This window comes from Bradyrhizobium sp., from assembly GCF_022844465.1.
Lineage (GTDB): Bacteria > Pseudomonadota > Alphaproteobacteria > Rhizobiales > Xanthobacteraceae > Bradyrhizobium.
The window spans coordinates 1187198-1212655 of the sequence record NZ_JALHLP010000001.1 but is presented as its reverse complement, the minus strand read 5'-3'; the positions used below and the strand labels follow the sequence as shown (position 1 = coordinate 1212655).

The 25458-nt window shown below is 60.5% G+C and carries 19 protein-coding genes; 14 read left to right on the top strand and 5 right to left on the bottom strand.

The features are described from left to right. Positions 1–10: 10 nt before the first annotated feature. Entirely contained in the window at positions 11–1186 is a 1176-nt protein-coding gene (locus Q0D31_RS05730; RefSeq protein WP_291846341.1) for an acyl-CoA dehydrogenase family protein, read from the bottom strand. A 90-nt stretch (positions 1187–1276) separates the two neighbouring features. Between Q0D31_RS05730 and Q0D31_RS05725 the strand changes: the two genes are divergently transcribed. Beyond that, positions 1277–3343, top strand: coding sequence for an NADPH-dependent 2,4-dienoyl-CoA reductase (locus Q0D31_RS05725; RefSeq protein ID WP_291846339.1), 2067 nt, complete (start codon positions 1277–1279; stop codon positions 3341–3343). Positions 3344–3378: 35 nt separating this feature from the next. Here the strand turns inward: Q0D31_RS05725 and Q0D31_RS05720 are convergent, their stop codons facing one another. Continuing rightward, complete coding sequence (locus Q0D31_RS05720) at positions 3379–4215, bottom strand: SDR family oxidoreductase (protein WP_291846337.1); 837 nt, start codon at positions 4213–4215, stop codon at positions 3379–3381. A 118-nt stretch (positions 4216–4333) separates the two neighbouring features. Between Q0D31_RS05720 and Q0D31_RS05715 the strand changes: the two genes are divergently transcribed. Then, complete coding sequence (locus Q0D31_RS05715; protein WP_291846335.1) at positions 4334–5119, top strand: enoyl-CoA hydratase-related protein; 786 nt, start codon at positions 4334–4336, stop codon at positions 5117–5119. Positions 5120–5239: 120 nt separating this feature from the next. Continuing rightward, the gene (locus Q0D31_RS05710; protein ID WP_291846333.1) at positions 5240–6412 is read left to right on the top strand and encodes an acyl-CoA dehydrogenase family protein; all 1173 of its coding nucleotides are present in this window, start codon (positions 5240–5242) and stop codon (positions 6410–6412) included. A 19-nt stretch (positions 6413–6431) separates the two neighbouring features. Here Q0D31_RS05710 and Q0D31_RS05705 read toward each other — a convergent pair whose 3' ends face one another. From Q0D31_RS05705 to Q0D31_RS05695, 3 genes are all read right to left on the bottom strand, one after another. Further along, entirely contained in the window at positions 6432–7073 is a 642-nt protein-coding gene (locus tag Q0D31_RS05705; protein ID WP_291846330.1) for a TetR/AcrR family transcriptional regulator, read from the bottom strand. 260 nt (positions 7074–7333) lie between these two features. Further along, entirely contained in the window at positions 7334–8569 is a 1236-nt protein-coding gene (locus tag Q0D31_RS05700; protein ID WP_291846328.1) for an acyl-CoA dehydrogenase family protein, read from the bottom strand. 175 nt (positions 8570–8744) lie between these two features. Continuing rightward, a complete protein-coding gene (locus tag Q0D31_RS05695) occupies positions 8745–11348 on the bottom strand; it encodes a LuxR C-terminal-related transcriptional regulator (protein WP_291846326.1) in 2604 nt (867 codons plus the stop codon). 100 nt (positions 11349–11448) lie between these two features. On the opposite strand from Q0D31_RS05695, the gene Q0D31_RS05690 reads away from it, so the two are divergent. From Q0D31_RS05690 to Q0D31_RS05635, 11 genes are all read left to right on the top strand, one after another. Continuing rightward, positions 11449–12738: an alkane 1-monooxygenase gene (locus Q0D31_RS05690; protein ID WP_291846319.1), complete on the top strand. Its 1290-nt coding sequence runs from the start codon at positions 11449–11451 to the stop codon at positions 12736–12738. 224 nt (positions 12739–12962) lie between these two features. Then, complete coding sequence (locus Q0D31_RS23975) at positions 12963–13469, top strand: rubredoxin (protein ID WP_366518497.1); 507 nt, start codon at positions 12963–12965, stop codon at positions 13467–13469. 56 nt (positions 13470–13525) lie between these two features. Continuing rightward, positions 13526–14977 carry an aldehyde dehydrogenase family protein gene (locus Q0D31_RS05675; RefSeq protein WP_291846317.1) on the top strand — a complete coding sequence of 484 codons (1452 nt, stop codon included), beginning with the start codon at positions 13526–13528 and terminating at the stop codon, positions 14975–14977. 35 nt (positions 14978–15012) lie between these two features. Further along, on the top strand, positions 15013–16620 hold the full coding sequence (locus tag Q0D31_RS05670; protein ID WP_291846312.1) for a choline dehydrogenase: 1608 nt from the start codon (positions 15013–15015) through the stop codon (positions 16618–16620). A gap of 523 nt (positions 16621–17143) precedes the next feature. Then, on the top strand, positions 17144–17863 hold the full coding sequence (locus Q0D31_RS05665) for an ABC transporter ATP-binding protein (RefSeq protein WP_366518496.1): 720 nt from the start codon (positions 17144–17146) through the stop codon (positions 17861–17863). After that, positions 17860–19815 (top strand): AMP-binding protein, encoded by a 1956-nt coding sequence (locus tag Q0D31_RS05660; RefSeq protein ID WP_291846308.1) that lies wholly within the window; start codon positions 17860–17862, stop codon positions 19813–19815. Before Q0D31_RS05665 ends, Q0D31_RS05660 begins: the two co-directional genes overlap by 4 nt. A gap of 3 nt (positions 19816–19818) precedes the next feature. Beyond that, a complete protein-coding gene (locus tag Q0D31_RS05655) occupies positions 19819–20715 on the top strand; it encodes a branched-chain amino acid ABC transporter permease (RefSeq protein WP_291846306.1) in 897 nt (298 codons plus the stop codon). Positions 20716–20728: 13 nt separating this feature from the next. Beyond that, complete coding sequence (locus Q0D31_RS05650; protein WP_291846304.1) at positions 20729–21796, top strand: branched-chain amino acid ABC transporter permease; 1068 nt, start codon at positions 20729–20731, stop codon at positions 21794–21796. Next, positions 21748–23079: an ABC transporter substrate-binding protein gene (locus tag Q0D31_RS05645; protein WP_291846302.1), complete on the top strand. Its 1332-nt coding sequence runs from the start codon at positions 21748–21750 to the stop codon at positions 23077–23079. Before Q0D31_RS05650 ends, Q0D31_RS05645 begins: the two co-directional genes overlap by 49 nt. 140 nt (positions 23080–23219) lie before the next feature. After that, positions 23220–24014 (top strand): ABC transporter ATP-binding protein, encoded by a 795-nt coding sequence (locus tag Q0D31_RS05640; RefSeq protein WP_291846300.1) that lies wholly within the window; start codon positions 23220–23222, stop codon positions 24012–24014. A 114-nt stretch (positions 24015–24128) separates the two neighbouring features. Next, positions 24129–25316: an SRPBCC family protein gene (locus Q0D31_RS05635; protein ID WP_291846298.1), complete on the top strand. Its 1188-nt coding sequence runs from the start codon at positions 24129–24131 to the stop codon at positions 25314–25316. Positions 25317–25458: the final 142 nt, after the last annotated feature.

The following is a 25458-nucleotide window of genomic DNA, read 5'->3' as shown; positions in this document are numbered from 1 at the left end:
TGATTTGCGGTCAAGAAATGGAAGGCTGCTTGGCGTATTGAACGGCGACACGTCCGACCTTTTCGCGTGCGATGACAAGTTTCTGAATCTGTGCGGTTCCGTCGCCGATTTGCAGGCCCATGACGTCGAGGTAACGCTGATGAAACGGTAGATCGGTGGTGTAACCATAGTGGCCGTGGGTCAGCAGGCATTGATGGATGATCTCGCAGGTTACCTTCGGAACATACCATTTGCACATCGCAGCTTCCGCCGTGTGAGCAAGCCCGCGATCTCTTAGCGAAAGCGTGTAGTAACAAAGCTGCCGCATCATGGTGAGCTGGGTCTCGGCTTCCGCGAGCGGAAAGCTCACGCCCTGAAACTGCGCGATCGGCCGCTCGAAGGCGGTTCTCTCCGTCGAGTATTGCCATGCTTCATCGACCGACGCCTGGGCCGGTCCGATGCACTCAAGGCCGATCAAGGCACGGCTATAGTCGAAGCCCGACATGATCTTGGAAAAACCCTTGTTTTCCTCTGCCATCAGGCACTCGGCCGGAATGAAGACGTCGTCGAAGAACACCGAGCCGCGGCCGACAGGCTTGGTCCCGATGTCATCAAAATGCGTCCGCGTGATTCCACTCTGCGCCAGGTCGACAAAGAATGCGCTGACGCCACGTGCACCGTCTTCAACCTTCCCGGTGCGTGCGAAGATGATTGCCGCATCGCATTGATCCGAGAAGCTCATCGAGGTTTTTTCACCGTTGAGGCGATAGCCATTTCCTGATTTTTCAGCTCGCAAGATGAGGTTAGCAGCGTCCGAACCGCCCCGCGGCTCGGTCAGGCCGAGGCCGATGATCTTCTCGCCGCGGGCCACTTGCGGTAGCCACTCCCGGGCGATTTCGGGCGAGGCGTGCTCGGCGAGCATCCCGCCGAGCAGTGACGCCAGGAGTTGGACGTAGCTGGCGTTGAAGTCTCCATAAGCGATCTGCTCGACAATAACGCCTGCCGTCACGCTGCTTTCGCCAAGGCCGCCGTATTGTTCCGGCAGATCGGCGCCGATCAGGCCGAGTGATCCCATTTGTTTCAGCATGGCACGATCGATGCGGTGTTCCCTTGCCCGCCTCTGATAGTGGGGGGCCAGCTTTTCCTTGGCGAACCGCCTCGCGGTCTCCTGGAAAGCCTGCTGCTGCTCGCTCAGTGCGTAATCCATCGCGGCCTCTCCCAATCCAGGTGATCTTGAGTTCTTGCATTCAGTCTAACAACTGTTAGAAATTTGACAACCAGCCACGGAGCCACGTCCATGCTGAAGCCAGCCGATCCAGGAACGCCGCTCTATCCTCATCTGCTATCTCCGCTGAAGGTCGGGCGAACCACGTTGCGTAACCGCATGATCATGGGGTCGATGCACACCCGCCTCGATATGGAGGAGAACGGCGTGCACAAGATGGCGGTTTTCCTTGCCGAGCGCGCCAAGGGGGAGGTCGGACTCATCATCACCGGTGGCTATGCGCCCAACACCGCAGGTCTGATCGAGCCCGGGGGGCCGATCTTGACCGAACGTGCACAAGCTCGTGAGCTTCGCCGCATCACCGACGCAGTGCATCAGCAAGGCGGCAAAGTCTGCATGCAGGTGCTGCATTCGGGCCGATATTCCAAGCAACAGGACTGCGTCGGTGCTTCCGACATCCCGACCCGCATCAACCGGTTTCCTCCGCGTGCGATGACCGGGGCGGAGATTGAACAGACGATCTCGGACTACGTGCGCTGCGCGCTGCTCGCGCAGGAGGCGGGGTTCGATGGCATTGAGATCATGGGGTCGGAAGGTTACCTCATCAATCAGTTCACGGTGCTGCGAACGAACAATCGTGTCGACGAGTGGGGTGGATCGGAGGAGAACCGCCACCGGCTCGCGGTCGAACTCGTCAAACGCACGCGAAACGCCACCGGCGACGACTTCATCATTGTCTACCGAATCTCGGCGCTGGACCTCGTCGAAGGCGGCGCGACCGGCGAGGAGATCGATCGGCTTGCCCAACGGGTTGAGGCCGCGGGCGCCGACGTTCTCAACACCGGTATCGGCTGGCATGAGGCGCGAGTTCCCACGATAGCCTACGTCATCCCGCGCGGCGCGTGGCGTTTTGCGGCGTCGCGTCTGAAGAGGGCGGTAAGGATTCCGGTAGTGGCGTCAAATCGCATCAATACGCCGGATGTCGCCGAGGAAATTCTGGCAGCGGGGGACAGCGATCTTATCTCGATGGCCCGCCCGATGCTGGCCGATCCGCACTTTGCCAGGAAGGTGCGGGAGGGCAACTCCGGCAGAATCAACGTCTGCATTGCATGTAATCAGGCTTGCCTTGACCTGATCTTCTCCGGGCGGACCGCGAGTTGCCTGGTTAATCCGCGCGCCTGCCGCGAGACGGAGTTTGAGGACGGCCCGGCCCGGATCTCGCGTAAGGTGGCAGTGATTGGCGCTGGCGCGGGGGGGCTCGCTGCGGCCGCGGAAGCCAGCCGACGCGGGCACAAAGTAACCTTGTTTGAGGCTACTGATCGCATAGGCGGGCAACTCAACCTTGCCCGAGCAATCCCGGGCAAGGTCGAGTTCGACGAAATGCTGAGTTATTACAGTGACCAAATTGCCGAGGGCGGCGTCGATCTCCGGTTGAACTCGGCGCCGGCGGTTAGCGACCTGAAAGAGGCGCGGTTTGATGCTGTCGTTGTCGCCTGTGGTGTGCACCCTCGGGTGCCGGAGATTCAAGGTATCGATCATTCGAAGGTGGTATTCTACAACGATCTGTTGAGCGGCAAGCGCCATGCGGGGCGACGAGTCGCCATCATCGGCGCTGGCGGTATCGGTTTCGATGTCGCCGAATACCTTTGCCATTCGCAGCCTGACCAATCGCCAAAGTCACGGGCGATGGATATTCGCGAGTTTCAGCAGGAGTGGAACATCGATGCCAGCCTTGTGAAAGCCGGAGGGCTATCAGGCGATCCGCTGGCGCCAAAGCCAAGTTCGCGTGAAATTACCATGCTGCAGCGCAAGAAGACCCGGCTTGGCCTTGGTCTCGGCGTCTCGACGGGTTGGATCCTGCGTAGCAGTCTTGAAAAGCGCGGGGTCAAGATTGTCGGAGGCGTTACCTATCAGCGGATCGACGATCAAGGTCTGCATTTCATGGTGGAAGACAAGCCAAGTACGCTCGCCGTCGATACGATCGTGATCTGTGCTGGCCAGGTATCCAACCGCGAAATGCTTGCCGAACTGCTCAAGACCGGAATCGAGACGCATGTCATCGGCGGCGCCAAGGAGGCTTCCGAACTCGACGCGATGCGCGCGGTCGAAGAGGGTGCGCGCATCGCGCAAGCGCTTTGAAGGGGTAGGAGCCGCCACAGCGTCGGCGGTTCTGACTATCCGCTACGATCTGAATCGCCGCGTTCGCGCTTGGCAAACTTGACGGCGTCGATCATGTCGCGGGCGTCGTGGGCGAGGTGTAGCGTCTCGCCGCCGTCGATGTACCAGTCCTCGCCGGTGACGAATTTACCGAGCGGCGAGGACAGAAAAATGATCGCTGCCGAAATATCCTCGACGCTGCCCATGCGTCCCAGCATGTTACGGTTAAGCCTGACCCAGTCTTCCGGCGGTATCGGATAGCGCCCAAGCGCCTCGGTCTTGATGGTTCCGGGTGCGATACAGTTCAACCGAATACCGAACTCGGCCCACTCGTAGGCGAGCGTTCGCATCATCGCAGTAACGCCGCCGCGCGCCGCCGCGGTATGCACGAAGCCGCCAAGGCCGCTGCGGACACAGGCGGTTACGAACACAATCGATCCCCCATGCGCGAACATGAAATGGTCCGCGGCAGCCTTGGTGACATGCCAGGAGCCGATCAGGTTATTGCGGATTACAGTCTCAAAGCCCTTGTTGCTGAGTTCGCGGGCTGGCGTCACGAATTGTCCACCGGCATTGTTGACGAGGATGTTGAGCCCGCCGAACTCGGTCTTGATCTTCTCCATCGCGCGTTCGATCAGGTCGGGTTCGCGAATGTCCGCCGATACGGCAAATGCCTCGCCACCTGCATCGCGGATTAGCTTTGCGGTGCTCTCTATCGGATCGATGCGGCGACCGAGAACGGCGATGCGGGCGCCGCAGCACGCCATCTCGATGGCAGTGGCGCGGCCCATTCCCGTGCCGCCGCCGGTGACGAGCGCGATCTGACCCTTGAGAAGGTCCGGCGCGAAGCGCATTCCTGAAGGGCTCTCGTGCATTGCCAATCCCACGCCTGAAAACGCTCTTGCGTTCGGTTGCGTTCGGTCAGGTTTGGGATATTCTAACACACGTTAGAATAGATAAAAGGGCAGATCGATGTCAGACAATGAACCTATTCGTTACGCGGTCGAGGATGGCATCGCGACGATTACCATCGATCGGCCCGCGCGTAAGAACGCCTTGTCGGTCGAGGCGATGAACGGTTTGACCAATGCCTGGGAGCGCGTCGAACGGGATTCCCAGGCGAGGGTGGTGATCCTGACTTCGGCTGACTGCGGCGTATTCTCCGCCGGCCTGGACCTCAGGCAGGCAGCCGAGATCAGGGCACGTGACGGTGTCGATATCCTGACCCTGATGCGCGATCCGATGCAAACGGCCATGCGAAACGTTTCAAAGCCGGTCATCGCGGCAATGACCGGGTCGCTGATGGCGGGCGGGATGCTGCTGGCGCTGAAGTCTGACTTGAGGGTAGGCTTGCGCGGAACACGAGCCGGGATTACCGAGGTCAAGATGGGGCGGGGATCGCCGTGGGCAGTACCGCTGCTCTGGATGTTGCCTCAACCGGTGCTGATGGAACTCGTCTTGACCGGGGATACCTTGCCGATCGAGCGGCTCGCGGAATACGGCTTCGTCAACTATCTGGAAGAGACACCCGATGCTGTTCGTGAGCGTGCAATGCAACTTGCGCGCAAGGTTGTAGAAGGCGCGCCACTATCAGTGAGGGCGGCAAAGGCCAGCGTGTTGGCCGCGATGGACCTCGGCTGCGAGAAGGGACTTGTCGAGGCGAACAGGCTTCATGTTGAAGCTTATGCAAGCCTCGATGCCATTGAAGGCCCGAGAGCCTTTGCCGAGAAACGCAAGCCGGTGTGGCGAGGGAAATAGGGCAAGGGAAACAGGGCACGGCAGATAAGGATTGTGCCGAATGATGTCCGCTTTCATGCTTTTAAATCGATAGCGAAAACCAATCCTTCCGACAAAGTTCCTTAGTCCACAAGGTCAATGATGAACACGTACCACGTCGACGCCCTGAATCGCTCGGCTTACTTTGCCGAAGAACATGAATTGCTGAGAGCCCAGCTACGGCGTTTCGTCGAAGAGGAGATCAAGCCGCACGCGCTTCATTGGGAACAGGATGGTATGGTGCCGCGCGACGTGCTGCGGCGCATGGGTGAGCTTGGTTTTCTGGGTATCCGCTATTCGGCGGAGTATGGCGGCTCCGACATGAATACGTTGGCCACCATTGTCCTGGCCGAGGAGCTGGGACGGTCAACGTTTTCGGGCGTAGCGATCACGGTTCTGGTTCATACCGATATGGCGTCGGTGCATCTCTACAATGCGGGCTCGCAGGCATTGAAGGACCAGTTCATGCCGGATGTCATTGCGGGAAAGAAGATCGTCGCGGTCGGCGTCACCGAACCCGGCGCGGGCTCCGACGTGAAGGGTATTCGCACCACCGCGCGCCGCGAGGGCGATAGCTTCGTGCTCAACGGCGCCAAGATGTTCATCACTAACGGTGTGCACGCCGATCTCTACTGCATCGCGGCGATTACCAATCCCGACGCGCGGCCCTCGCAGCGCTTGTCAATGTTGCTCGTGGAGAAGGGCGCGCCTGGGCTTCGTGTCGGACGCGCCCTGGACAAGCAAGGATGGCGGTCATCCGACACGGCGGAGTTGCTGTTTGAGGACTGCCGGATTCCCAGCGCGAACCTGCTTGGCGAGGAGGGGCGGGGCTTCTACGCGATCATGAAGAATTTCCAGAATGAGCGGATCGTGATCGGCGCGATGGCGATGGGCGAAGCGCTAGCTGCGATTGAGATCACACTGGACTGGGTTACGCAGCGGCAAACCTTTGGCGCGCCGCTATGGTCACGGCAGGCGATTCGGCACCGGCTGGCAATGCTGGCGGCCAAGGTCGAAGCAGGGCGGCAGCTTGTTTGTCATGCGGCATGGCTGGTAACTCAGGGGATCGACGCGACCAAGGAAGTATCGATGGTCAAGGCTTATTGCGGCGAGCTCGTTAACGAGGTGATGTACGCGTGCCTGCAGTTTCACGGCGGCATGGGTTACATGCGAGAGAGCACGATTGAACGAATGTCGCGGGATGCTCGTGTTCAATCGATTGGCGGCGGCACTACTGAAGTAATGCTGGAAGAGGTCGCCAAGCGTATGCGATAACTAACGCACAAACTGGACGCTATCGCGGCAAAATGCCGTTGAAGATCAGCGACGTGGTCCGGTTCGCCAGTTCCTGTACCGAGCTGCTTTTTCGCGCATCAAACCACTCGACTGTCCAATTCAAGGCACCAAGAATAAACCTGCGTAGCGGAACAATTAATATCTCCGGGCGGATTTCGCCGGCACGCTGCGCTTCCACCAGCATGTCATCCCAATACTTCCCATAGGCGCGGCGTAGTGGTCGATGCCGCTTCTTGATGCGCTCGGGCAATTGACCGTAGATACGTATATTGGCGGAGGTGTAGTCGCTTTCTTGTAGCAGGGTGACGAGATGGGTCTTGATAGCAGCGCTGATCTTGTTCCGGTGTGACCCCTTGCCAAGTTCGTTCACACTTGCCCTTACCGCATCGAATATGCGTTGCAATCCGAGTTCGAGGATTTCGTCCAATATCGCGGTTTTCGAATCAAAGTGGTAGTAGATGCTGCCTGCCTTCATTCCCGCCTTCTCAGCGATCTGTCGAAGCGTAGTGGCGGAATAGCCCTGCTGTCGAAAAAGCTGTGCCGCGACCCGAAGGATAAGGTCTCGTGAAACATGCGATTTCGGCGGCACGGAAAGTGCGACTTCTTTACGCTTGGGCTCGCGCTTGGCAACCCGCTTCATTCTCGATGAAGATTTCAAATCTTGCTCGCTCAAACCCGAATGGCATCACCGTATAAAGCCCAGCTTTTGCACCAGATGAGTAATGCCGTGCAATAGGCCAACCAGGCTGCTCGGGCAACATTGCGAAGCTCTGAAACGACTTTCAATGGGCGGCCAGCGAACAACTCAAATCTCGGACGATACATCATGACGATCCGACCGTAATCGACGGATCGGCCTGTTGCAAGGGAGCCGAGCCTTGGTCCCAATGGTCTGGCCGGCTACAACTCGATATCGCCGGCCAGCAGCCGCTGCGCGATGGTGCGCGCCAGGATCTCGTTGGTGCCGTCGGCAATGTTGATGATTCGCAAATCCTGCAAGGCATGGACGAGGCCGACCTCGTTGGTAAGGCCCATGGCGCCGTGGGCCTGTATCGCCTGATCGACGGCTCGATAGCCCACCTGCACGGCGTAGGCTTTCGCCATCGACAGCTCCTTCACCGCCCGTTCGCCACTATCGAGCAGCATTGCGGCGTTGAGCCCCATCAGATGCGCGGCGTGAAGTTCAGTGGCGGCGCGCGCGAGCGGGAACGAGACGCCCTGATACTCGGCGATCTTGGCGCCGAACGCCTCACGCTGCTTTACATAGTCGAGCGCCTTCTCGATCGCCCAGCGGCCCTGACCAACCGCACGCGCCGAATTGTAGATCCGCCCGAGCGAAACGCCATAGAGCGCGAGCTTGAAGCCGTCGTCGAGCGTGCCGACGAGTTGCCATGGTTCAACCCTGATGTTCTCAAGCACCAGCGCACCTTCATGACCGCCGGGATGACCAAACAGCCGTATGACGCTTTCAACCTCAAAGCCCTCGGCGTCCGTCGGCACCAGAAAGCCGCTGATCCCGCCAGCTTTTCGCTGCGCCTTGTCGGGGTCGGTCACGGCAAACACGATGCACCATTCCGCAGTCGGCGAGTTCGTGGTCCAGAGTTTCCGGCCGGTGATGCGCCAGCCGTCGCCATCCTTCACCGCACGGGTCTTTATCATGCTGGCATCCGAGCCCGCGCCTGGCTCCGACAGGCCGAAACACATCGAGGTGCGCCCCGAGACCATTGCGTCGAGACAACGCGCCTGCGCCTCCGGCGTGGCCTGCGTCAGCATGGCGCTCGGCCCAAAGGCCCAATGGGCGATCACCCAGGGCGTCAGGATCGAATGGCCGCCGATTCGTCGGTAGATAGCCTCCCAGGCGACGTAATAGGCAAGGTGTCCGAGCCCGCCGCCGCCAATCGCGACCGGCGCACACATCGCATAGTAACCTGCCGTCGCGGACGCCATGCGCACCTCGCGGATCAGCGTGCGCACCTCCGGCGCATACCGCCCGTCGACAGCGTAGATGAGGCGCGGATCGCTGAGCAGCGCATGGTTGCGCTCCAGGCGCGGGAGAACCTCGGCTTCGACAAACCGCATGACCCCGTCGCGCACCGCCACCACGTCTTCGGGAAGCTGAAAGCCGATTGCGCTCATGTGATCATCTCCATTGCGGGACCGACGGCGGCTTGGGGGCGATGCCGGGTTCGGTTGTACGACAAACTCGCGTTGCGAGCGATTGTACGCAGTTGTGTTCTCCAGATCAGAGAGACGACCAGGGAATCGGGCAGGAGTCATCTCTATCGTTTCAGGCCGAGGCCCGAATACCCCGTCAGATCAGATTGCGCCGCTCGGCCTCGCTGATGGCCTGCACGCGGTTGCGCGCTTTCAGGTCGGCGAAGATCTTGCGCATATGCCATTTCACCGTGTCTTCGCTGACCAGGAGCTGATCGGCGATCCGCTTGTTGGAGAGTCCGTCGCGGGCAAGTCGCAGGACGCTGATCTGGCGGACGGTCAGCGAGGTCAGCTCCGGGGGGAGCGAAGGCCGTTCAGCTCTTGGCTGAGGTCTGGCAATGCTGTCGAAATCGAACGTGGCAAAGGCGTCGGCGGAGGCCGGGGTCAGGGTCAGCAACAGATCACGCGTGTCCAGCCCGGTTCGATAACATCCCAACTGCTTGATGAGTTCGAAGGCATTGACCGCCTTTCGTCGCGCGGGCGTCAGCGCGCCGGCGGCGGCATGGGCCGCAGCTTCGCACATCAGCGCCCGCACTTCCAATCGACCAGCGCCAATCGACCGGGAGATCCTGGCAGCCGCCTCGGCGTTGCGGAGGGCGAGACTGTGCTGCTCCCTGGCGATGGCTTCCATCGCGCGCAACAACGAGAGTTGGGCACGCAGGGGTCTTGCATGGGGCCCGGAAAGAACCTCGTGAGAGTCTCTCGGCAGCAGGTGGTCGACGTCGTGCGCACCGCTGAAGAGCGCCAGTTCGGCAAGCTCCAGTTCAATCAGTACTCCTAGTCGCGGCAGCGACCTTTCCGCCGCAAGCGCGCGTGCCCGTTCCAGCAACGCCGCGGCGCCCTTGATATTGCCCTTGGCCCGATGCCATGCCGCGATGACGCGGCTCACCCCGTAGAATATGTCGGTGACGCCGTAGTTGAAGATGAAGTCAAGCAAGCTGGCGATGGCGTTCTCGTCGAGATCCAGCCGCCGTTGTTCGAACAGCGCCTCAAGTTCCAGAGCGATCAGTATCTTTGACGTAAAGGATGTACCGGTCACCTGAACGTCGCGGTCTTTGCGGGCGGTATCGATCAGCTGCAGCGCGGTGCGTATGTCGCCCCGAGCAAGGGCTGCCTGGATTTCAGCGGCATAAAGCCAGCCAGAAGCATAGTGCTGGCGCGCGGCGCTGTTGACTGAATGAGCCATGACCAGGGCCTGCTTCAGTTCGCCAAACCGATATTCGCTCGCCAGCATGAAGGCGATACAGGTGAGTGCCGCACCCTTGCCGATGGAATTATCGTCGCCGAAGGTCTGGATCCATTCGCCGCACAGCCGCTCACTCAGTTGAAACTCGTCATGGGTAGCCGCACCGATCGCGCGGACCAGTTGCAGCCAGCCGCGGTCTGGATGCGCGTCGGAGGGCGTGCGCGGGGCGGGCAGATAGCCCAGCAGCTTTTCGGCCATGTCGGCCTGCTGGCTGAAATACATGGTCCAGGCGTAGCTGAGGCAGATGATCGGGTGCTTGCGCAACTCGCGGGTTGGGAACCGGCCAAGCCATTCGCGCAACGCCTCGATCTCGCCCTGGCGCAGGGCAAGATCAAGCATGATGTCCTCGCTCAGCCCGAGCGCCCAGCGGTGGTCGCCCGCCCGTAGCGCGAGGTTTACCGCTCTCTGGAACTCGCGTCGCCGCCAGTGCCAGAAGGCCGCGCGTTTCAGGACATAGGATTTTCGCTCGGCACTGCGCGCCAGAAACCGATGCTGAAGATAGTCGCGCAAAACCGGGTGCAGCGAGAACAGCGTTGGGTCGCCTTCGGCGGGACGAAACAGCAGGTGATCCAGGTCGATCTCCTCGATCAGCGCGGCGGCGTTGGCAGACTTGTAGGCGTAGTTGTAGCTTTCCGCCGAAATCGGATCGATCATCGCTGCGTTTTCAACGAACTCAAGCTGCCGGCGCGACAGGCGCCGCTCGATTTCCTCGTGGAGGAAGGTTACCGTTTCAGGCCAGGTTACCGCAGGCCTCGCCGGCAATTCGGTCCGGCACATGATGTGGCAGAGCGCGGGCCAGCCCTGTGTCTCTGCGATCATCTGCCGCGCCGTTACGTTGGCGGCCGGGTGCATCTGCATGAACGTTTCGGCATCGTCCAAGGTAAAGGCCAGATCGCGGGCGAAGATCTCCCGTACACCGCTTTCGAGCCCAAGCCGGGCAAAGCCGCGCCGGGTATCGCCGGCGATAGCGAACCGGACATTCGGCGGACTTTCCCGTGCGAAGGCTTCCAGTGCGTGCAGCAGGCCAGGGGCGTGTTCGATGTCGTCGATGCAGATGACATTGATTGGCCGCTCGGCACCGAATTCTTCCCATAGCGTAGCCACCAACTCGGCCAGATCCGCCGGGACCGCGCGGCTTTCGCGGGACGCGGTATCGAGCAGTTGGCCGTAGATAGTCTCTGCCAGCGCGCCTTCGGTTTCGCAGCCGTCGCGCAGGGAAACCCAGGCCGCATGGTTCCCGGCGGCCCTGAAGGCCAACCAGTTCTGCGCCAGAACGACCGATTTCCCATATCCCTGCGTTGCGCGCAGGATCAGTGTCCGCATCTCCGGTTGGTGCAAGAAGATCAATCGCGGCCGCGCGATGGAGCCCTTGGCGATCGTCTCCAGACGCGCGGAAGTTCGGGCGGCACGCATCCGTCCCGGATATGTCGGGTCGTCGCTGGTATCCTTGGTCATGGGGTCTCAAAGCGCGCACGGATGAGCGTAGGATACCCGATTGGAACCCAAGAACTACACCTAAGTGTAGTTGTAGACCGCAGCGTATTGATCTCCGCTTGTGAAGCTACCCGCTCGGGACCGGGATGAGCGTACTGGTATCACCTGCCGCGCGACGAATGGTGGGGTCAAGGGGAGGACATGCCGCATGACCAATACGCCAGAACAATCCGTTTCAATCTCAGGATATGTCGATCGTAAACGCTATCTCTGGGTGCTGTCCACCGTGTGGCCGGCGACGCCGATGATCGGGCTCTGGCTGGTGGCCCAGACCGGGTGGAGCATCTGGTACGGTCTGGTCCTGATCGTCTGGTACGGGATGGTGCCGCTTCTGGACGCCATGTTTGGCGAGGATTTCAACAATCCACCGGAAGAGGCGGTCGAGATGCTTGAGAAGGACCGATACTATCGCGTCTTGACCTATCTGACCGTGCCAATCCATTACGCCGCCCTGATCGTGTCGGCCTGGTGGGTCAGCACCCATGCGATGTCTTGGCTGGAAATCATCACCCTGGCGCTCTCGTTGGGAATCGTGAACGGCCTCGCGCTGAACACCGGGCATGAACTCGGGCACAAGAAGGAGGTTTTTGACCGTTGGTTGGCCAAGCTGGTGCTTGCGGTTGCGGGTTATGGCCATTTCTTCATTGAGCATAACAAGGGCCATCACCGTGACGTCGCCACCCCGATGGATCCGGCGACCGCGCGAATGGGTGAAAGCATCTACCAATTCTCCACCCGCGAGATTCCAGGTGCCTTCCGCCGCGCCTGGGCGCTTGAGGAGGAACGCCTGTCGCGCCGAGGCAAGAGCGCCTGGAGCCTGGAGAACGAGATTGTGCAGCCGATGCTGATCACCTTTGCGCTCTATGCGGGCCTGCTGGCGTTCTTCGGCCCCCTGATGCTGGTTTTCCTTCCGATCCAGATGGCGTTCGGGTGGTGGCAACTGACCAGCGCTAACTACATCGAGCACTACGGCTTGTTGCGTGAGAAGCTGCCAAATGGCCGCTACGAGCATCAGAAACCGCATCACTCGTGGAACTCGAACCACATCGTGTCCAACCTGATTCTGTTCCACCTGCAACGCCACTCGGATCACCATGCGCATCCGACGCGGTCCTACCAATCGCTGCGCGACTTCAAGGATCTGCCGACGCTGCCCTCGGGTTATCCGGGCATGTTCTTCATCGCGATGATTCCGAACTGGTTCAGGTCGGCCATGGACTCGCGCGTGGTAGATTGGGCCCATGGCGATCTGAGCAAGATCCAGATCGAAGAGGGCAAGCACGCGTTTTACGAGCGCAAGTTCGGCACGATCGGCACTGGCGCCAAGCCTGGCATGCTTGCGGCCGAGTGAGCCGCCAATTTCCGCACCGCTCTCGCTTGCCGCACGGTGCGGACACCCGACGCCACAGCCCTGAGCCGTACGACTAGCTTCGCTTGCTGGTCGGCCAGTGGAGGTCACTATCAGCATCAGGCCATGCAGGAGGTCAGCTGCTGCGCACCAGCCCACGGAGAAACCGGGGATGGGTAGAAATCGGCCCGGCAAAGCCGGATGCGCGCAAATGGGGGGATAGCAACATGGCCAAGTATCAGTGCCCTGGCTGCAAATACACGTACGACGAAACGCTCGGCCATCCGCATGAAGGATTTCCTGCAGGCACGGCTTGGGCCAATGTGCCCGACGAATGGGCTTGCCCCGATTGCGCCGTGCGCGACAAGGTCGACTTCGAGTTGATCGGCGGAGCGCCGGCCGCTACGACGCCGGCCACTCAGGCCGTCGAATTTGCCGGGATCGCACCTAGCGCTGTAACGGTCACTGACACCGCCATTATCGAGAAGCCCGCCGGCCCGATGTCAAGACAGGCGGCGCGGATGGCCGCCGTACCCAAGGCCGCGGAGGCTGGCGAAAACAAGCCTCTCGCAAAATGGGTCTGCATCACCTGCGGGCATGTCTACGACGAGGCCGTTGGCGACCCTTCCGGGGGCATCGCCGCAGGTACCCGGTTCGAAGAGATTCCTGAGGATTGGTGTTGCCCGGAGTGCGGCGCTACCAAGAAAGATTACGTGCTTTACCAGGAAACCTAGTCGACCCGTGTCGGCACAGGAGTGTCGGGCCGGTCAGGCCAGCCATGGAGGTCATTGTGAACATTCACGCCGGTCCGAACGACATTTCATTGGTAGATCCCAGATCATCCGTTGCGGATGTTTTTTCGAGACAACGCAAGGCAGGCTGGGCGCGGCGCTCGGATTTCGACTGCAAGGCGCGGATCGCGGCGCTGAACCGGCTGAGAGAAGTCCTGCAGCGGCGCGAGGCGGACATTGTCGCGGCTCTCTATGCGGATTTCCGCAAGCCCGAGAGCGAGGTGAAATTGACCGAAATCCTGCCGGTCCTGCAGGAGATCGCGCACACCAAGCGCCACTTGAAGGGCTGGATGCGACCACGCCGGGCAGCGGCCACGCTGGGTGTTTTCGGCACCAAGGCCAGGATCCGACCCGAGCCAAAGGGTGTATGCCTGATTATTGCGCCGTGGAATTATCCGTTGAACCTGGCGTTTGGCCCGCTGGTCTCGGCACTAGCCGCGGGCAACAGCGCCATCATTAAGCCGTCGGAACTGACGCCGGCGACCTCCGCCCTGATTGCAGATATCGTGGCGGAGACTTTTTCGCCCGATCTTGTGGCCGTGATCGAGGGCGACGCCGCCGCTGCGCAGGAATTGTTGGCGCTGCCGTTCGACCATATTTTCTTCACAGGCAGTCCGCAGGTGGGCAAGCTCGTGATGGAGGCGGCGGCGAAGTCCCTGGCCTCGGTCACGCTGGAACTGGGCGGCAAGTCTCCGGTAATCATCGGCCCGACCGCCAACCTGAAGAAGGCGGCGCGCAACATTGTCTGGGGCAAGTTTGCCAACAACGGCCAGACCTGCATTGCGCCCGACCATGTATTCGTCCATCGCACCATCGCGCCAGAATTCAGCGAGGCAGTGATGGCGGAAATCGGCCGCGTCTATGGCAGGACGCCCGAGGCGCAGAAGATGACGCCCGACTATTGCCGTATCGTGAACGACCGGCATTTCAGCCGGATTGCCGGCCTGATAGAGGATGCGCGCGCCAAGAGCGCGCGGATCCTGTTGGGCGGGCAGACGGATGCGGCGCAGAAATTCGTGGCGCCGACGCTGATCAGCCACATTACCCCAGAGATGGCGATTTCGCGCGAGGAACTGTTCGGCCCGATCCTACCGATCATCGAGTATGACGACGTCGACAGGGTGGTCGATCAGATCAACTCCAACCCGAAGCCATTGGCGCTCTACGTCTTCGACAATGACCAGGCTTTTGTCGAGGACATCATCAAGCGCACCAGTTCGGGCGCGGTGGGAGTCAACCTTACGGTCGTGCATTTCCTGCATCCCAACCTGCCCTTTGGCGGGGTGAACAACTCAGGCATCGGTGCGGCGCACGGCGTATTCGGGTTTCGGGCATTTTCGCATGAGAAGGCCATCCTGGAGGACAGCTACTCGATCGTCCACATGCTGTACCCGCCCTATACGGGTTTCGTGAAGCGGTTCATCAGCCTTGTCGTCAAGGTGCTGGGGTAATGGGTTCCACGGAACGACGATCGGAGAGCGAGGGCATGTACGACTATATCATCGTGGGCGCCGGTTCGGCGGGCTGCGTGCTCGCAAACAGGCTGTCCGCGGATTCCGCAAAGCGCGTCCTGTTGCTGGAGGCGGGACCGCGAGACAAGAGCGCGCTGATCCATACGCCAATCGGTATCGCGCTTTTGGCCAACAACAGGAAACTGAACTGGGCTTTCAATACCGAACCCCAGCAGCATCTGAACGCCCGCCGTCTGTTCTGGCCGCGCGGCAAGACGCTGGGCGGGTCCAGTTCGATCAACGCGATGGTCTATATGCGCGGCCACAAGGCGGATTACGACGGCTGGGAAGCTGCCGCTGACACCTCGGTATGGGGTTGGGAACGGGTTCGTTCCCTGTTCAAGCGTCTGGAAAACAACCAGCGGTTCGGAAGTTCCGAATATCACGGGGCGGGCGGTGAATTGTTCGTCAGCGAATTGCAGACGGTCAACCCGCTCAGCCGATCCTTCGTCAAGGCCGGGCGCGAACTGCAGATCCAGCACAATGATGACTTCAACGGCGAGCGTCAGGAGGGAGTGGGGCTCTATCAGGTTACGCAAAACCGTGGGCGACGCTGGAGTTCGGCCAAGGCGTTTCTGGAGAAAGCGATGGATCGGTCGAACCTGGAGGTTATCACCGATGCGCGGGTGACGCGCGTGGTGATGGACGGCCTGCGCGCCAGTGGCGTGACCTACAGGATCAACAACGAATACCAGCAGGCGCGGCTGAAGCCAGCGGGCGAGGTTCTCCTGTCCGGTGGCGCGGTGAACTCGCCCCAGCTATTGATGCTCTCGGGCATCGGCGCGGCCGGGGAGTTGAAGGAGCATGGCATCCCGGTGGTGCATGACCTGCCTGCCGTGGGCAAGAATCTGCAGGACCACCTGGACATCACGCTGATGAACGCGGCCACGTCGCGCATACCGATCGGCGTGGCGCTCAGCTTCCTGCCGCGCGCGGTGGCGGGGCTGTTTTCCTACATCTTCCGCCGCAACGGGTTTCTGAGCAGCAACGTCGCGGAATCGGGAGGCTTCGTCAAAAGCACGCCTGAGCGCGACCGGCCTAACCTGCAATTCCACTTCCTGCCAACCTATCTGAACGACCACGGACGCAAGATCACGTATGGCTATGGCTTCACGCTCCACATCTGCGATCTGCTGCCGAAAAGCCGGGGCAGGATCGGTCTGAAGAGCCCCGATCCCCTGGACGATCCGCTGATCGACCCGAGATACCTTGATGACCCCGAAGACATGAAAACCATGATCGCCGGGGTCAAGATCGGCCGGCGCATCTTCGATGCGCCAGCCATGGCTGTTCATTCCCGCCGGGAGGTCTTGCCTGGCCCCGCGGTTCAAAGCGATGACGAGATCGCCGCCGATATCCGCAAGCGGGCCGAGACGATCTATCACCCGGTCGGAACCTGCCGGATGGGCGCCGACCTGGCGTCGGTGGTCGATCCGCAGCTCCGGGTGCGCGGCATCGAGGGACTGCGGGTAGTCGACGCTTCGATCATGCCGACGCTGATCGCTGGCAACACCAACGCGCCGACCATGATGATCGCGGAAAACGCAGCTGACATGATCATGGGGAAAATCGGGAATCCTTGACTTCGCCGGTCATGGAACGAGGGTTATCCCTACCGGAACAGCTGTGGTTTCAGCTTTAGACAACAGAAGGCTCCTGTGCGCCGGAGAGGTCGTGGAGTTCGATGGTGTCGCCCTGCAGATGTCCGCCTTTGCTTCTGGTATGCTTCAGCTCGACGTATTCTAACCAGACAGATCAAACCGGACCCTCAGTCTTCCGGCGTGGCAATGTTGCACTGCGGTGCCATGCCAAGACCACGTGCCGGGATTTGCCGCTTGCAAAAAACTAACGTGCGTTCGAAAATGCCTTGGTTGAGGCCGATCGCAGTATCGCGATGTTGACTGAAGCCGGCAATCAAGACCGGAGTGTCAGACCCAGGGGGATGCGAATGACAACGTGGCTGTCAGCTACGTGCTTCCGGCTCGAGTCGTGTTCTGGTTGCCGTTCCCAATGAGCGGGCCTTCGAACAGGCTTGATCCACCTTTGCCGTTGACGAATGCGATCGCGCAATTGTCGGTTTCAAACGTCGCAAAACGTTTCGGCGGCGTGACAGCCGTTCAGGATATATCGCTCGATCTGCGCAAGGGGCAGATCCTGTCGATCATAGGTCCCAATGGGGCGGGCAAGACCTCGCTGCTCAACATGATCTCGGGTTTCTACAAGCCCGATAGCGGCAGCATAACTCTGGACGGCGCCGACATCACCCGCCGCAAGCCGAGCGAGATTGCCGGTTTGGGAATTGCGCGAACCTTCCAGAACATCGCGCTTTTTGGTGGACTCACAGTTCTCGACAACCTGATGCTCGGGCGTCACGTGCGCATGCGCTCAGGCGTCCTGAGCAGCGCGATCTACTGGGGCATGGCCCAGCGCGAGGAGATTGCAAATCGTGAGGTCTGCGAGGAATTGATCGATTTCCTGAAACTGCAGGACCTGCGCAAGCAGCAGACCGGGGCACTCGCCTACGGCCTGCGCAAGCGCGTCGAACTGGGGCGCGCGCTGGCGCTCGAACCCACCGTCATCCTTCTTGACGAGCCCATGGGCGGTATGAATCAGGACGAGAAGGAAGACATGGCGCGCTACATTCTCGACGTCAACTTGGAGCGCGGCGTTTCCGTCGTTCTGATCGAACACGACATGGGCGTGGTCATGGACATCTCGGACCATGTCGTGGTGCTCGACCGCGGCCGCAAGATCGCGGAAGGGGCACCGGATGTCGTGCAGCGGGATCCTGCAGTCGTGCAGGCCTATCTTGGGACCAAATCATGAGCATACCTCACTCCGGGTTTGCCGAAGATCCCACGACCTCGACGCTGCCCCGGTTGGTGCTGCGCAATGCGGCCTCGTTCGGTCGCGCTGCCGGAATGCGCGAGAAGAATCTAGGGATCTGGAAGACCCACACCTGGCAGAATTACCAGGACAACGTGCATGACTTCGCACTTGGCCTGGCTTCGCTTGGCTTCCGGCGTGGCGACAAAATGTCGGTGGTCGGCGACAATTGTCCGCGTCTGTACTGGGCGCAGATTGCGGCACAGGCGCTCGGCGGGGTCGCGGTGCCGGTCTATCAGGATGCCATAGCGACCGAACTGGCCTACGTGCTCAACCACGCCGAGGTTTCGGTCGTCGTCGTCGAAGACCAGGAGCAGGTCGACAAAGTGCTGTCGCTCAAGGGCGAACTGCCGCACCTCAAGGCTGTGATCTTCGATGACCCGCGCGGTCTTGCGACCTATGACGACCCGTTGCTGCGGTCATTTGCGGACACCCAGGCGGCGGGTAGGGCGTTTGCGAAAGACCATCCAGGCTACTACAGGCAAGAAGTCGATCAGGGTGCGGCCGACGACGTGGCGATGATTGCTTACACCTCCGGAACCACCGGGCGTCCGAAGGGCGCCCTGCTCAGTCACCGAAATCTGATTGCGACTTCTGAAAATTACATGCGGGTCGAGTCGGTCAAGCGGGGCGACAACTGGCTGGCCTACTTGCCGATGGCCTGGGTTGGCGACACGATCTTCTCGCTGAGCGCGGCGCTGGTCGGCGGCGTAACGGTGAATACGCCGGAAAGTCCCGAGACCGTGCGCCGTGACCTGCGCGAGCTGGGACCGCACGGTATGATCGCGCCGCCGCGCATCTGGGAAACCCTGCTCACCGACGTCCAGGTCAAGGCCGCTGACGCGTCGTGGCTGAAGCGGCGAACCTTCGAATATTTCCGCGATCTCGCACAGCGCCACGAGCTGATGAAAAGCGACGCGAAATCCATACCGTTGGCGATGCGACTCGCCTATCGCGTCGGCGATTTCCTCGTCTACGGTCCGGTCCGCGACCAGATGGGCCTGCGTAACGCCCGCTGGTGCCTCACCGGAGGCGCGCCGCTCGGCCCCGACACCTTCCGCTTCTTCCGTTCGTTCGGGATCAACCTAAAGCAGATCTACGGAGCCACCGAACTAAGCGCGCTCGCATGCGCCCAGAGCGACGATCGGGCCGATCCCAACACCGTCGGGCGGCCGGTGCCGGGCTTTGAGGTGCGGATCGACGACAGCGGCGAGGTCCAGATGCGAGGGCCGGGCGTCTTCGTCGGCTACTACAAGCAGGACGACGCCACACGGGCGGCGATCACGCCCGACGGCTGGCTCCGAACCGGCGATGCCGGACTTATTGATCCGCAAGGCCAGTTGGCGATCATCGATCGCGCCAAGGATGTCGGAAAGCTCGCCGACGGCAGTCCGTTTGCGCCGCAGTTCATCGAGAACAAGTTGAAGTTCAGCCCGTTTATTCGCGAGGCGGTATCGTTCGGAAATGACCGTTCATTCGTCGCGGCCATGATCGCCATCGATCTCAGCACGGTTGGGGCGTGGGCGGAGCGACGCGGTCTGGCTTATTCCAGCTTTATGGACCTCAGCTGCAAGAAAGAGGTCGCGGCCCTGATCATGGACGAAATTGCGAAGATTAACATGACGCTTCCGAAATCGACGCGGGTCCGCCGAATGCTTCTGCTCAACAAGGAGCTCGAGGCGGACGACGCCGAAATTACTCGGACCCGCAAGGTCCGTCGTGGTTTCGTCGCCGAGAAATACGCAAACGTCATCTCGGCCCTCTATGGCGACGCCAAGGAGGTCGAGGTGACGACGGAGATCACCTTTGAGGACGGCCGAAAAAGCACGTTGAGGTCCGTGATCGCCATTCACGGCGATGGATCTCCGATCGGCGAGAAGGAGGCTGCGTAGCGAATGGGCGAGGATCTCGACTTCTTTTTTTCGCTCGTCGTCAGCGGTGCGTCGATCGGAATGCTGTATTCATTGATCGCGCTTGGCTTTGTCCTTGTCTACAAGGCGACCGAAGCGCTCAATTTCGCGCAGGGTGAATTCGTCATGCTCGCCGGCTTTGTCGCCGCGGCGCTATTGACCGCGAAGGGGATGCCGGTCGTGCTGGCGCTGATTGCCACGATCGCGATCATGATCGGCTTCAGTTTCGGGCTGGAGAGGGTCGTGCTGCGCCCGTTGCTTGGGCGGCCGATCGTCGCCGTCATCATGGCGACCATCGGGCTTGCAGCGATCCTGCGTGGCTTGCCGCCGATCACCTTTGGCGGCGATACCCGCACTGTGCCGCTCCCTATCGGAGATAACGCATTCTCGCTCGGCCCGGCGACGATAGCGCCGATCCAGCTCTACGGGGTGATCGTGACCCTACTGTTTCTTGCCGGCTTCACCTGGTTCTTCATGAAGAGCCGCAAAGGAGTCGCGATGCGCGCTGTCGCCGAAAATCAGCAGGTGGCGATGGCGATGGGCATTAATGTCGAGCGCTATTTCGCCATCGCGTGGGCAATGGCGGGTATCGCCTCCGCGGTCAGCGGTATCATCTGGGGCAATATGCTGGGGGTTGACGTTCAGCTCGCGCTGGTTGGTCTCAAGGTGTTTCCGGTCGTCATTCTTGGCGGGCTGGACTCGATTCCGGGCGCGGTTGTCGGCGGCCTCATCATCGGAATTGTGGAGAGCGTCGCCTCGGCGTACATCGATCCCTATGTCGGCGGCGGCACCAAGGACTTTGTACCGTATCTTCTGATGATCGCGGCGTTGATGTTCAAGCCGTACGGTCTCTTTGGCAAACGCAAGATTGAACGGGTATAGGACGGGGCGCACAATGTTTCACCGCGAGTCCGGTACCTTCAAGACCACCTATGCGGGGGACATGGCGCTCTATCCGCTGCCGGTCGCACGCGGGACGGTGATTGCACTGTTCGTCCTGTTCGTGGTGGTGGCGCCGCTCTTGCTGGCCGACTATTACCTCTCGATCATCAATCTGGTGATGATCTCGATCGTCGGCGCGCTCGGTCTCAACATTCTCGTCGGCTACACCGGACAGATATCAATCGGCCATGCGGCGTTCATGTCGGTCGGCGCCTACACGGCTGCCAATCTGGCGGTCAGGCTCGATCTACCGTTCTGGGTCACGCTGCCCGCGGGCGGGTTGATGGCCGCGCTGGTCGGCGCGGTGGTCGGAATACCGAGCCTGCGCATCAAGGGATTGTATCTGGCGATTGCGACTCTTGCCGGCCAGCTGATCATCGAGTGGACGATCAACCATGTGCCGTGGATTTCCGGCGGTACGCAGGCCTCGATACAGGTGCCGCGTCCCTCGCTGTTCGGCTACGAACTTAAAACCCAGGGCCAGCTCTATTTCTTCGTGCTGTTCTTTTGCGTGCTGGCGATCGTGGCCACGCTCAATCTGGTGCGAAGCCGGATTGGCCGGGCTTTCGTCGCGATCCGCGATCAGGACATCGCCGCCGAAATCATCGGCATTGATATTTTCCGCTACAAGCTGATCGCCTTTGCGATATCGTCATTCTACGCTGGCGTCTGTGGCGTCCTTTACACCTACTATTTCGGTATCGCCAACTACGAGAACTTCCAGCTCGGCGTATCGATCGACTTTCTGGCGATGATCATCATCGGCGGGCTGGGTTCGGTGCTCGGGTCGATTCTTGGCGCAGCCTTCGTAGCGCTGCTGCCGCTCGTGATCCGGACGGTCATGGAGACGGTCGGTCCGCTGTTCTTTACGGCAAGCGAACTGCCCGGCATCATCTCCAGTCTGAGACTTGTAATCTTCGGCGCGCTCATCATCGTTTTCCTGGTGCTCGAACCGGAAGGTCTGAACCGCTTGTGGCGGAATGTCCGCAATTATTTCAGAGTCTGGCCGTTTTCCTACTAAGGCACAGCCTCACAACAAGGGAGGAAGTCATGGTGAAGGTGACAAGACACTGGGCGGGAGCGATGCTCCTCGCCAGCGCGATAATTCTGGGCGCACACCCGGCTGCCGCCCAGCAAAAAGAAGCCTTGTTCGGTCTTCACTGCGACCGGACCGGCGCGACCCAAAACGTCGGTGTTTTCCTGTGTCCCGGCTATCAGGATTATATTGCGCTGGTGAACAGCAAGGGCGGCGTCGAAGGCTTCAAGATCAGGGTCCTTGAGGTCGACAATGAATACAAGGTGCCTCCCTCAATGGAGGCGCACGAGCGTTTCAAGAAGGAAGGCGCGGTGTTGGAGGGGCTTTATGGCACGCCGCAAACAGCAGCGCTGACCTCAAAGCTCAACGAAGACAAGATTCTCGGCACCTCGCCGGGATTCGGAACCGCTGCCGCGACCGACGGCAAGCGTTTCCCGTATATCTTCCCGATCGCTGCGAGCTACTGGTCACAGGCCGCGGCTGCGGTCGAGTTTGCCAAGAAGCAGCTCGGCGGCAACCTCAAAGGCAAGAAGATCGCCTATCTGTTCTATGACAATCCGGCCGGCAAGGAGCCGCTGCCGATTCTGGAGGATCTCGCGAAAATCGAGGGCTTCGAAATGCGCACTTTCGCGGTGCCCCCGCCGGGCGTCGAGTTGGGTGCGCAGGTTCTCGATATCACAGGGCGCTACAAGCCCGACTTCATCATTTCCCATCTGTTCGGACGTTCGCCGTCTGTCTCGATCAAGGAACTCAAGGGCAAGGGTTTTCCGTTGAGCAAGGTCGTGTCGTTGGTGTGGGGCGGGACCGAGGCGGACGTGCGTGCTGCCGGCGGCTTCGGTATCGCCGAAGGCTATCACACGATCCAGTTCGCCGGGGTCGGCGATGAGTTTCCGGTGATCAAGGATATCATTGCCATGTACAAGGCGCAGGGCAAGCCGGCGCCGAAGGAGATCGAAACAACGGTTCTCTATAACCGGGGTATCATGGTCGCCGCAGTGCATGTTGAGGCGTTCCGCAACGCCGTGAAGGCCAAGAACGGTGCGATGCCGACGTCCGAAGACGTGAAGAACGGCATGGAGCGGGTCAAGGGCCTTACCCTCGGCGGTCTTGTGCCACCGATGCAACTGACGCCCGAGGATCACGAAGGTGGCGGTTGGGTGCAAATATGGACGGTCAAGGGCGGCAAGTTCGTCAAGACCACCGAGTGGTTTCAGGCCTACCGCGACTTGATCAAGAAGCATCTTGCGGCAGAAGCAAAGTCGAAATAGCGCGAACAATCGCGCGGGTTGCTGCTACCGGCAACCCGCGCGCCGTACAGCATATGAGACGCCAAAGCGGACATTCGATTGTCAGCTTTCAACCGATATTTCTTGCGCATTCAGGCCGCGCCAACGAAGCGAAACCGTTCATGCTGGCAATCAACAACATCGAGGTCGTCTACGACAACGTGATCCTTGTCTTGAAGGGCGTTTCGCTCCATGTGGAGCAAGGTTCGATCACGACGCTTCTGGGCGCCAACGGCGCCGGCAAGACCACGACGCTCAAGGCAATTTCAGGCTTGCTGCGGACCGAGCGCGGCCAGGTGACAAAGGGTTCGATTGAGTTCAATGGCCAGAGGATCGATGGTATGCGCGCCTTCGACCTTACGGCGCTCGGCGTCGCGCAGGTGTTCGAGGGCCGTCGCGTATTCGAGCATTTGACCTGCGAAGAGAACCTGATCGCAGGCGCGCATGTGCAGCGTGACTACGGCAAGGTTCGCGACGGAATTGATCGCGTTTTCCAGTATTTTCCGCGTCTCAAGGATCGCCGCTACCAGCAGTCGGGCTATCTCTCGGGTGGCGAGCAGCAGATGCTGGCGATCGGCCGGGCGTTGATGTCGAGCCCGAAGATGATGTTGCTCGACGAACCGTCTCTCGGCCTCGCGCCGATGCTGGTGGAGGAGATTTTCGGGATCGTGAGCCGTCTCGTGGCCGCCGAAAAGCTGTCGGTTCTCCTCGTTGAGCAGAATGCGACCATGGCGCTGGGCGTCGCCAAGCACGGCTACGTGATCGAGAACGGCCGTGTTGTGCTCGAGGGCTCAGCGGAAGCGCTGAAGAAGAACTCCGATATTCGCGAATTCTATCTTGGCCTCAATGAAGTCGGTTCACGCAAATCCTATCGTGAAGTCAAGCACTACAAGCGCCGCAAGCGCTGGCTGTCCTGAGCGCAGGCAACGCTTGCAAATATCTAACGTCCGTTAGAAAATGGCGCAAATCCTGACGGATACGCTATGCCGGCCGTCCATTGTATGCAGGATTCGCGAACGGGAAGAACGCCGATGGATCGCGATACCGAGATCGCCTTGTGCAAGACGCTCCTCCACTATGTCGATACAGGGACCACAGCGCTCGCTGACGCGCCGTGGGAGAACAGCGTCGACGCCTTTACTTCGCCGGAGCGTCTCGCGCTTGAACAGCAAGCCCTGTTTCGGGATTATCCGATCCTGATGGGCATTTCAGCTGAGTGGGCTGAGCCTGGCCAGTATCGTACCGACGGTCTATCCGGCTTGCCGATCCTTGTCGCGCGCGGGAACGACGGCGTACTGCGCGCATTTCTCAACGTATGTCGTCATCGTGGCGCCAAGGTCGCTGACGGCTGCGGTGCGACTAGACTGTTTCGCTGTCCTTACCACGCATGGACCTACGATCTGACCGGGCAGTTGAGAGGTGTACCCGCCGAGGCAGCATTTGCCAATTTCAGGGAGAGTCGGTCGTCGCTGGTGGCTTTACCGCTATGTGAGAGATACGGCTTGGTCTGGGTCGTGCCGCGGCCGGCCCCGGACGGAGCGACAACTTTCGATATCGATCGCTGGCTCGGCGGTCTTGGGCCCGAGCTCGCGTCGTACCGGATCGATACCTATCATCTCTACGACCGGCGGCTGGTGCCGGAGAAGGCGAATTGGAAGATTCTCGTCGACACCTTCCTCGAGGGCTATCACATCGGTTTCCTGCACAAGGAATCGCTCGGTTCGATCCTTTACGGCAATGTCAGCCACTTCGAAGCCTTCGGGAGCAATGCGCGCGTCATCTTGCCGCGCAAGAAACTTGCCCGCCTTCGCGAACAGCCCGAGGACCAGTGGAGCCTGATGCGGAACACCGCGATTGTGTATTTGTTGTTTCCCAATACGTTGCTGGTGCCGCAGGGCGATCACATCGAGATTCAACGGATTTTCCCGGTCGATGGCCGCGTCGATCGGGCGGTGATGGAGACCGGTTTCTACGTGCCCAAGCCGCCGACGACCGACGAAGAGAAATTGCACTGGGAAAAGAATTTTGACCTCCTGGTCAAGGTCGTCAGCAATGAAGATTTCCCGATTGGGCGCGGCATTCAACTGGGCGTCGGATCTGGTGCCCAGTCCCACGTGGTCTACGGACAGGTGGAGCCTGGCATGATTCACTACCATCAGGGTTTGCGCCGGGCGCTCGGCCTGCCGGTCGACGCACGCTTGCCAGCGGCCGTCGGATGATGGTCAAAATTGAGTGGACTGTGCAGATCGCGGCGGAGCCGGCTCGCGGCCAATCGGCGCCGCAAGCGCAGCGTGCGTCCTTGAAGCTCGCCAATGCGAATAGTTGCTGGCGAATGACATCGATGCCGGACACCGAGAGGTT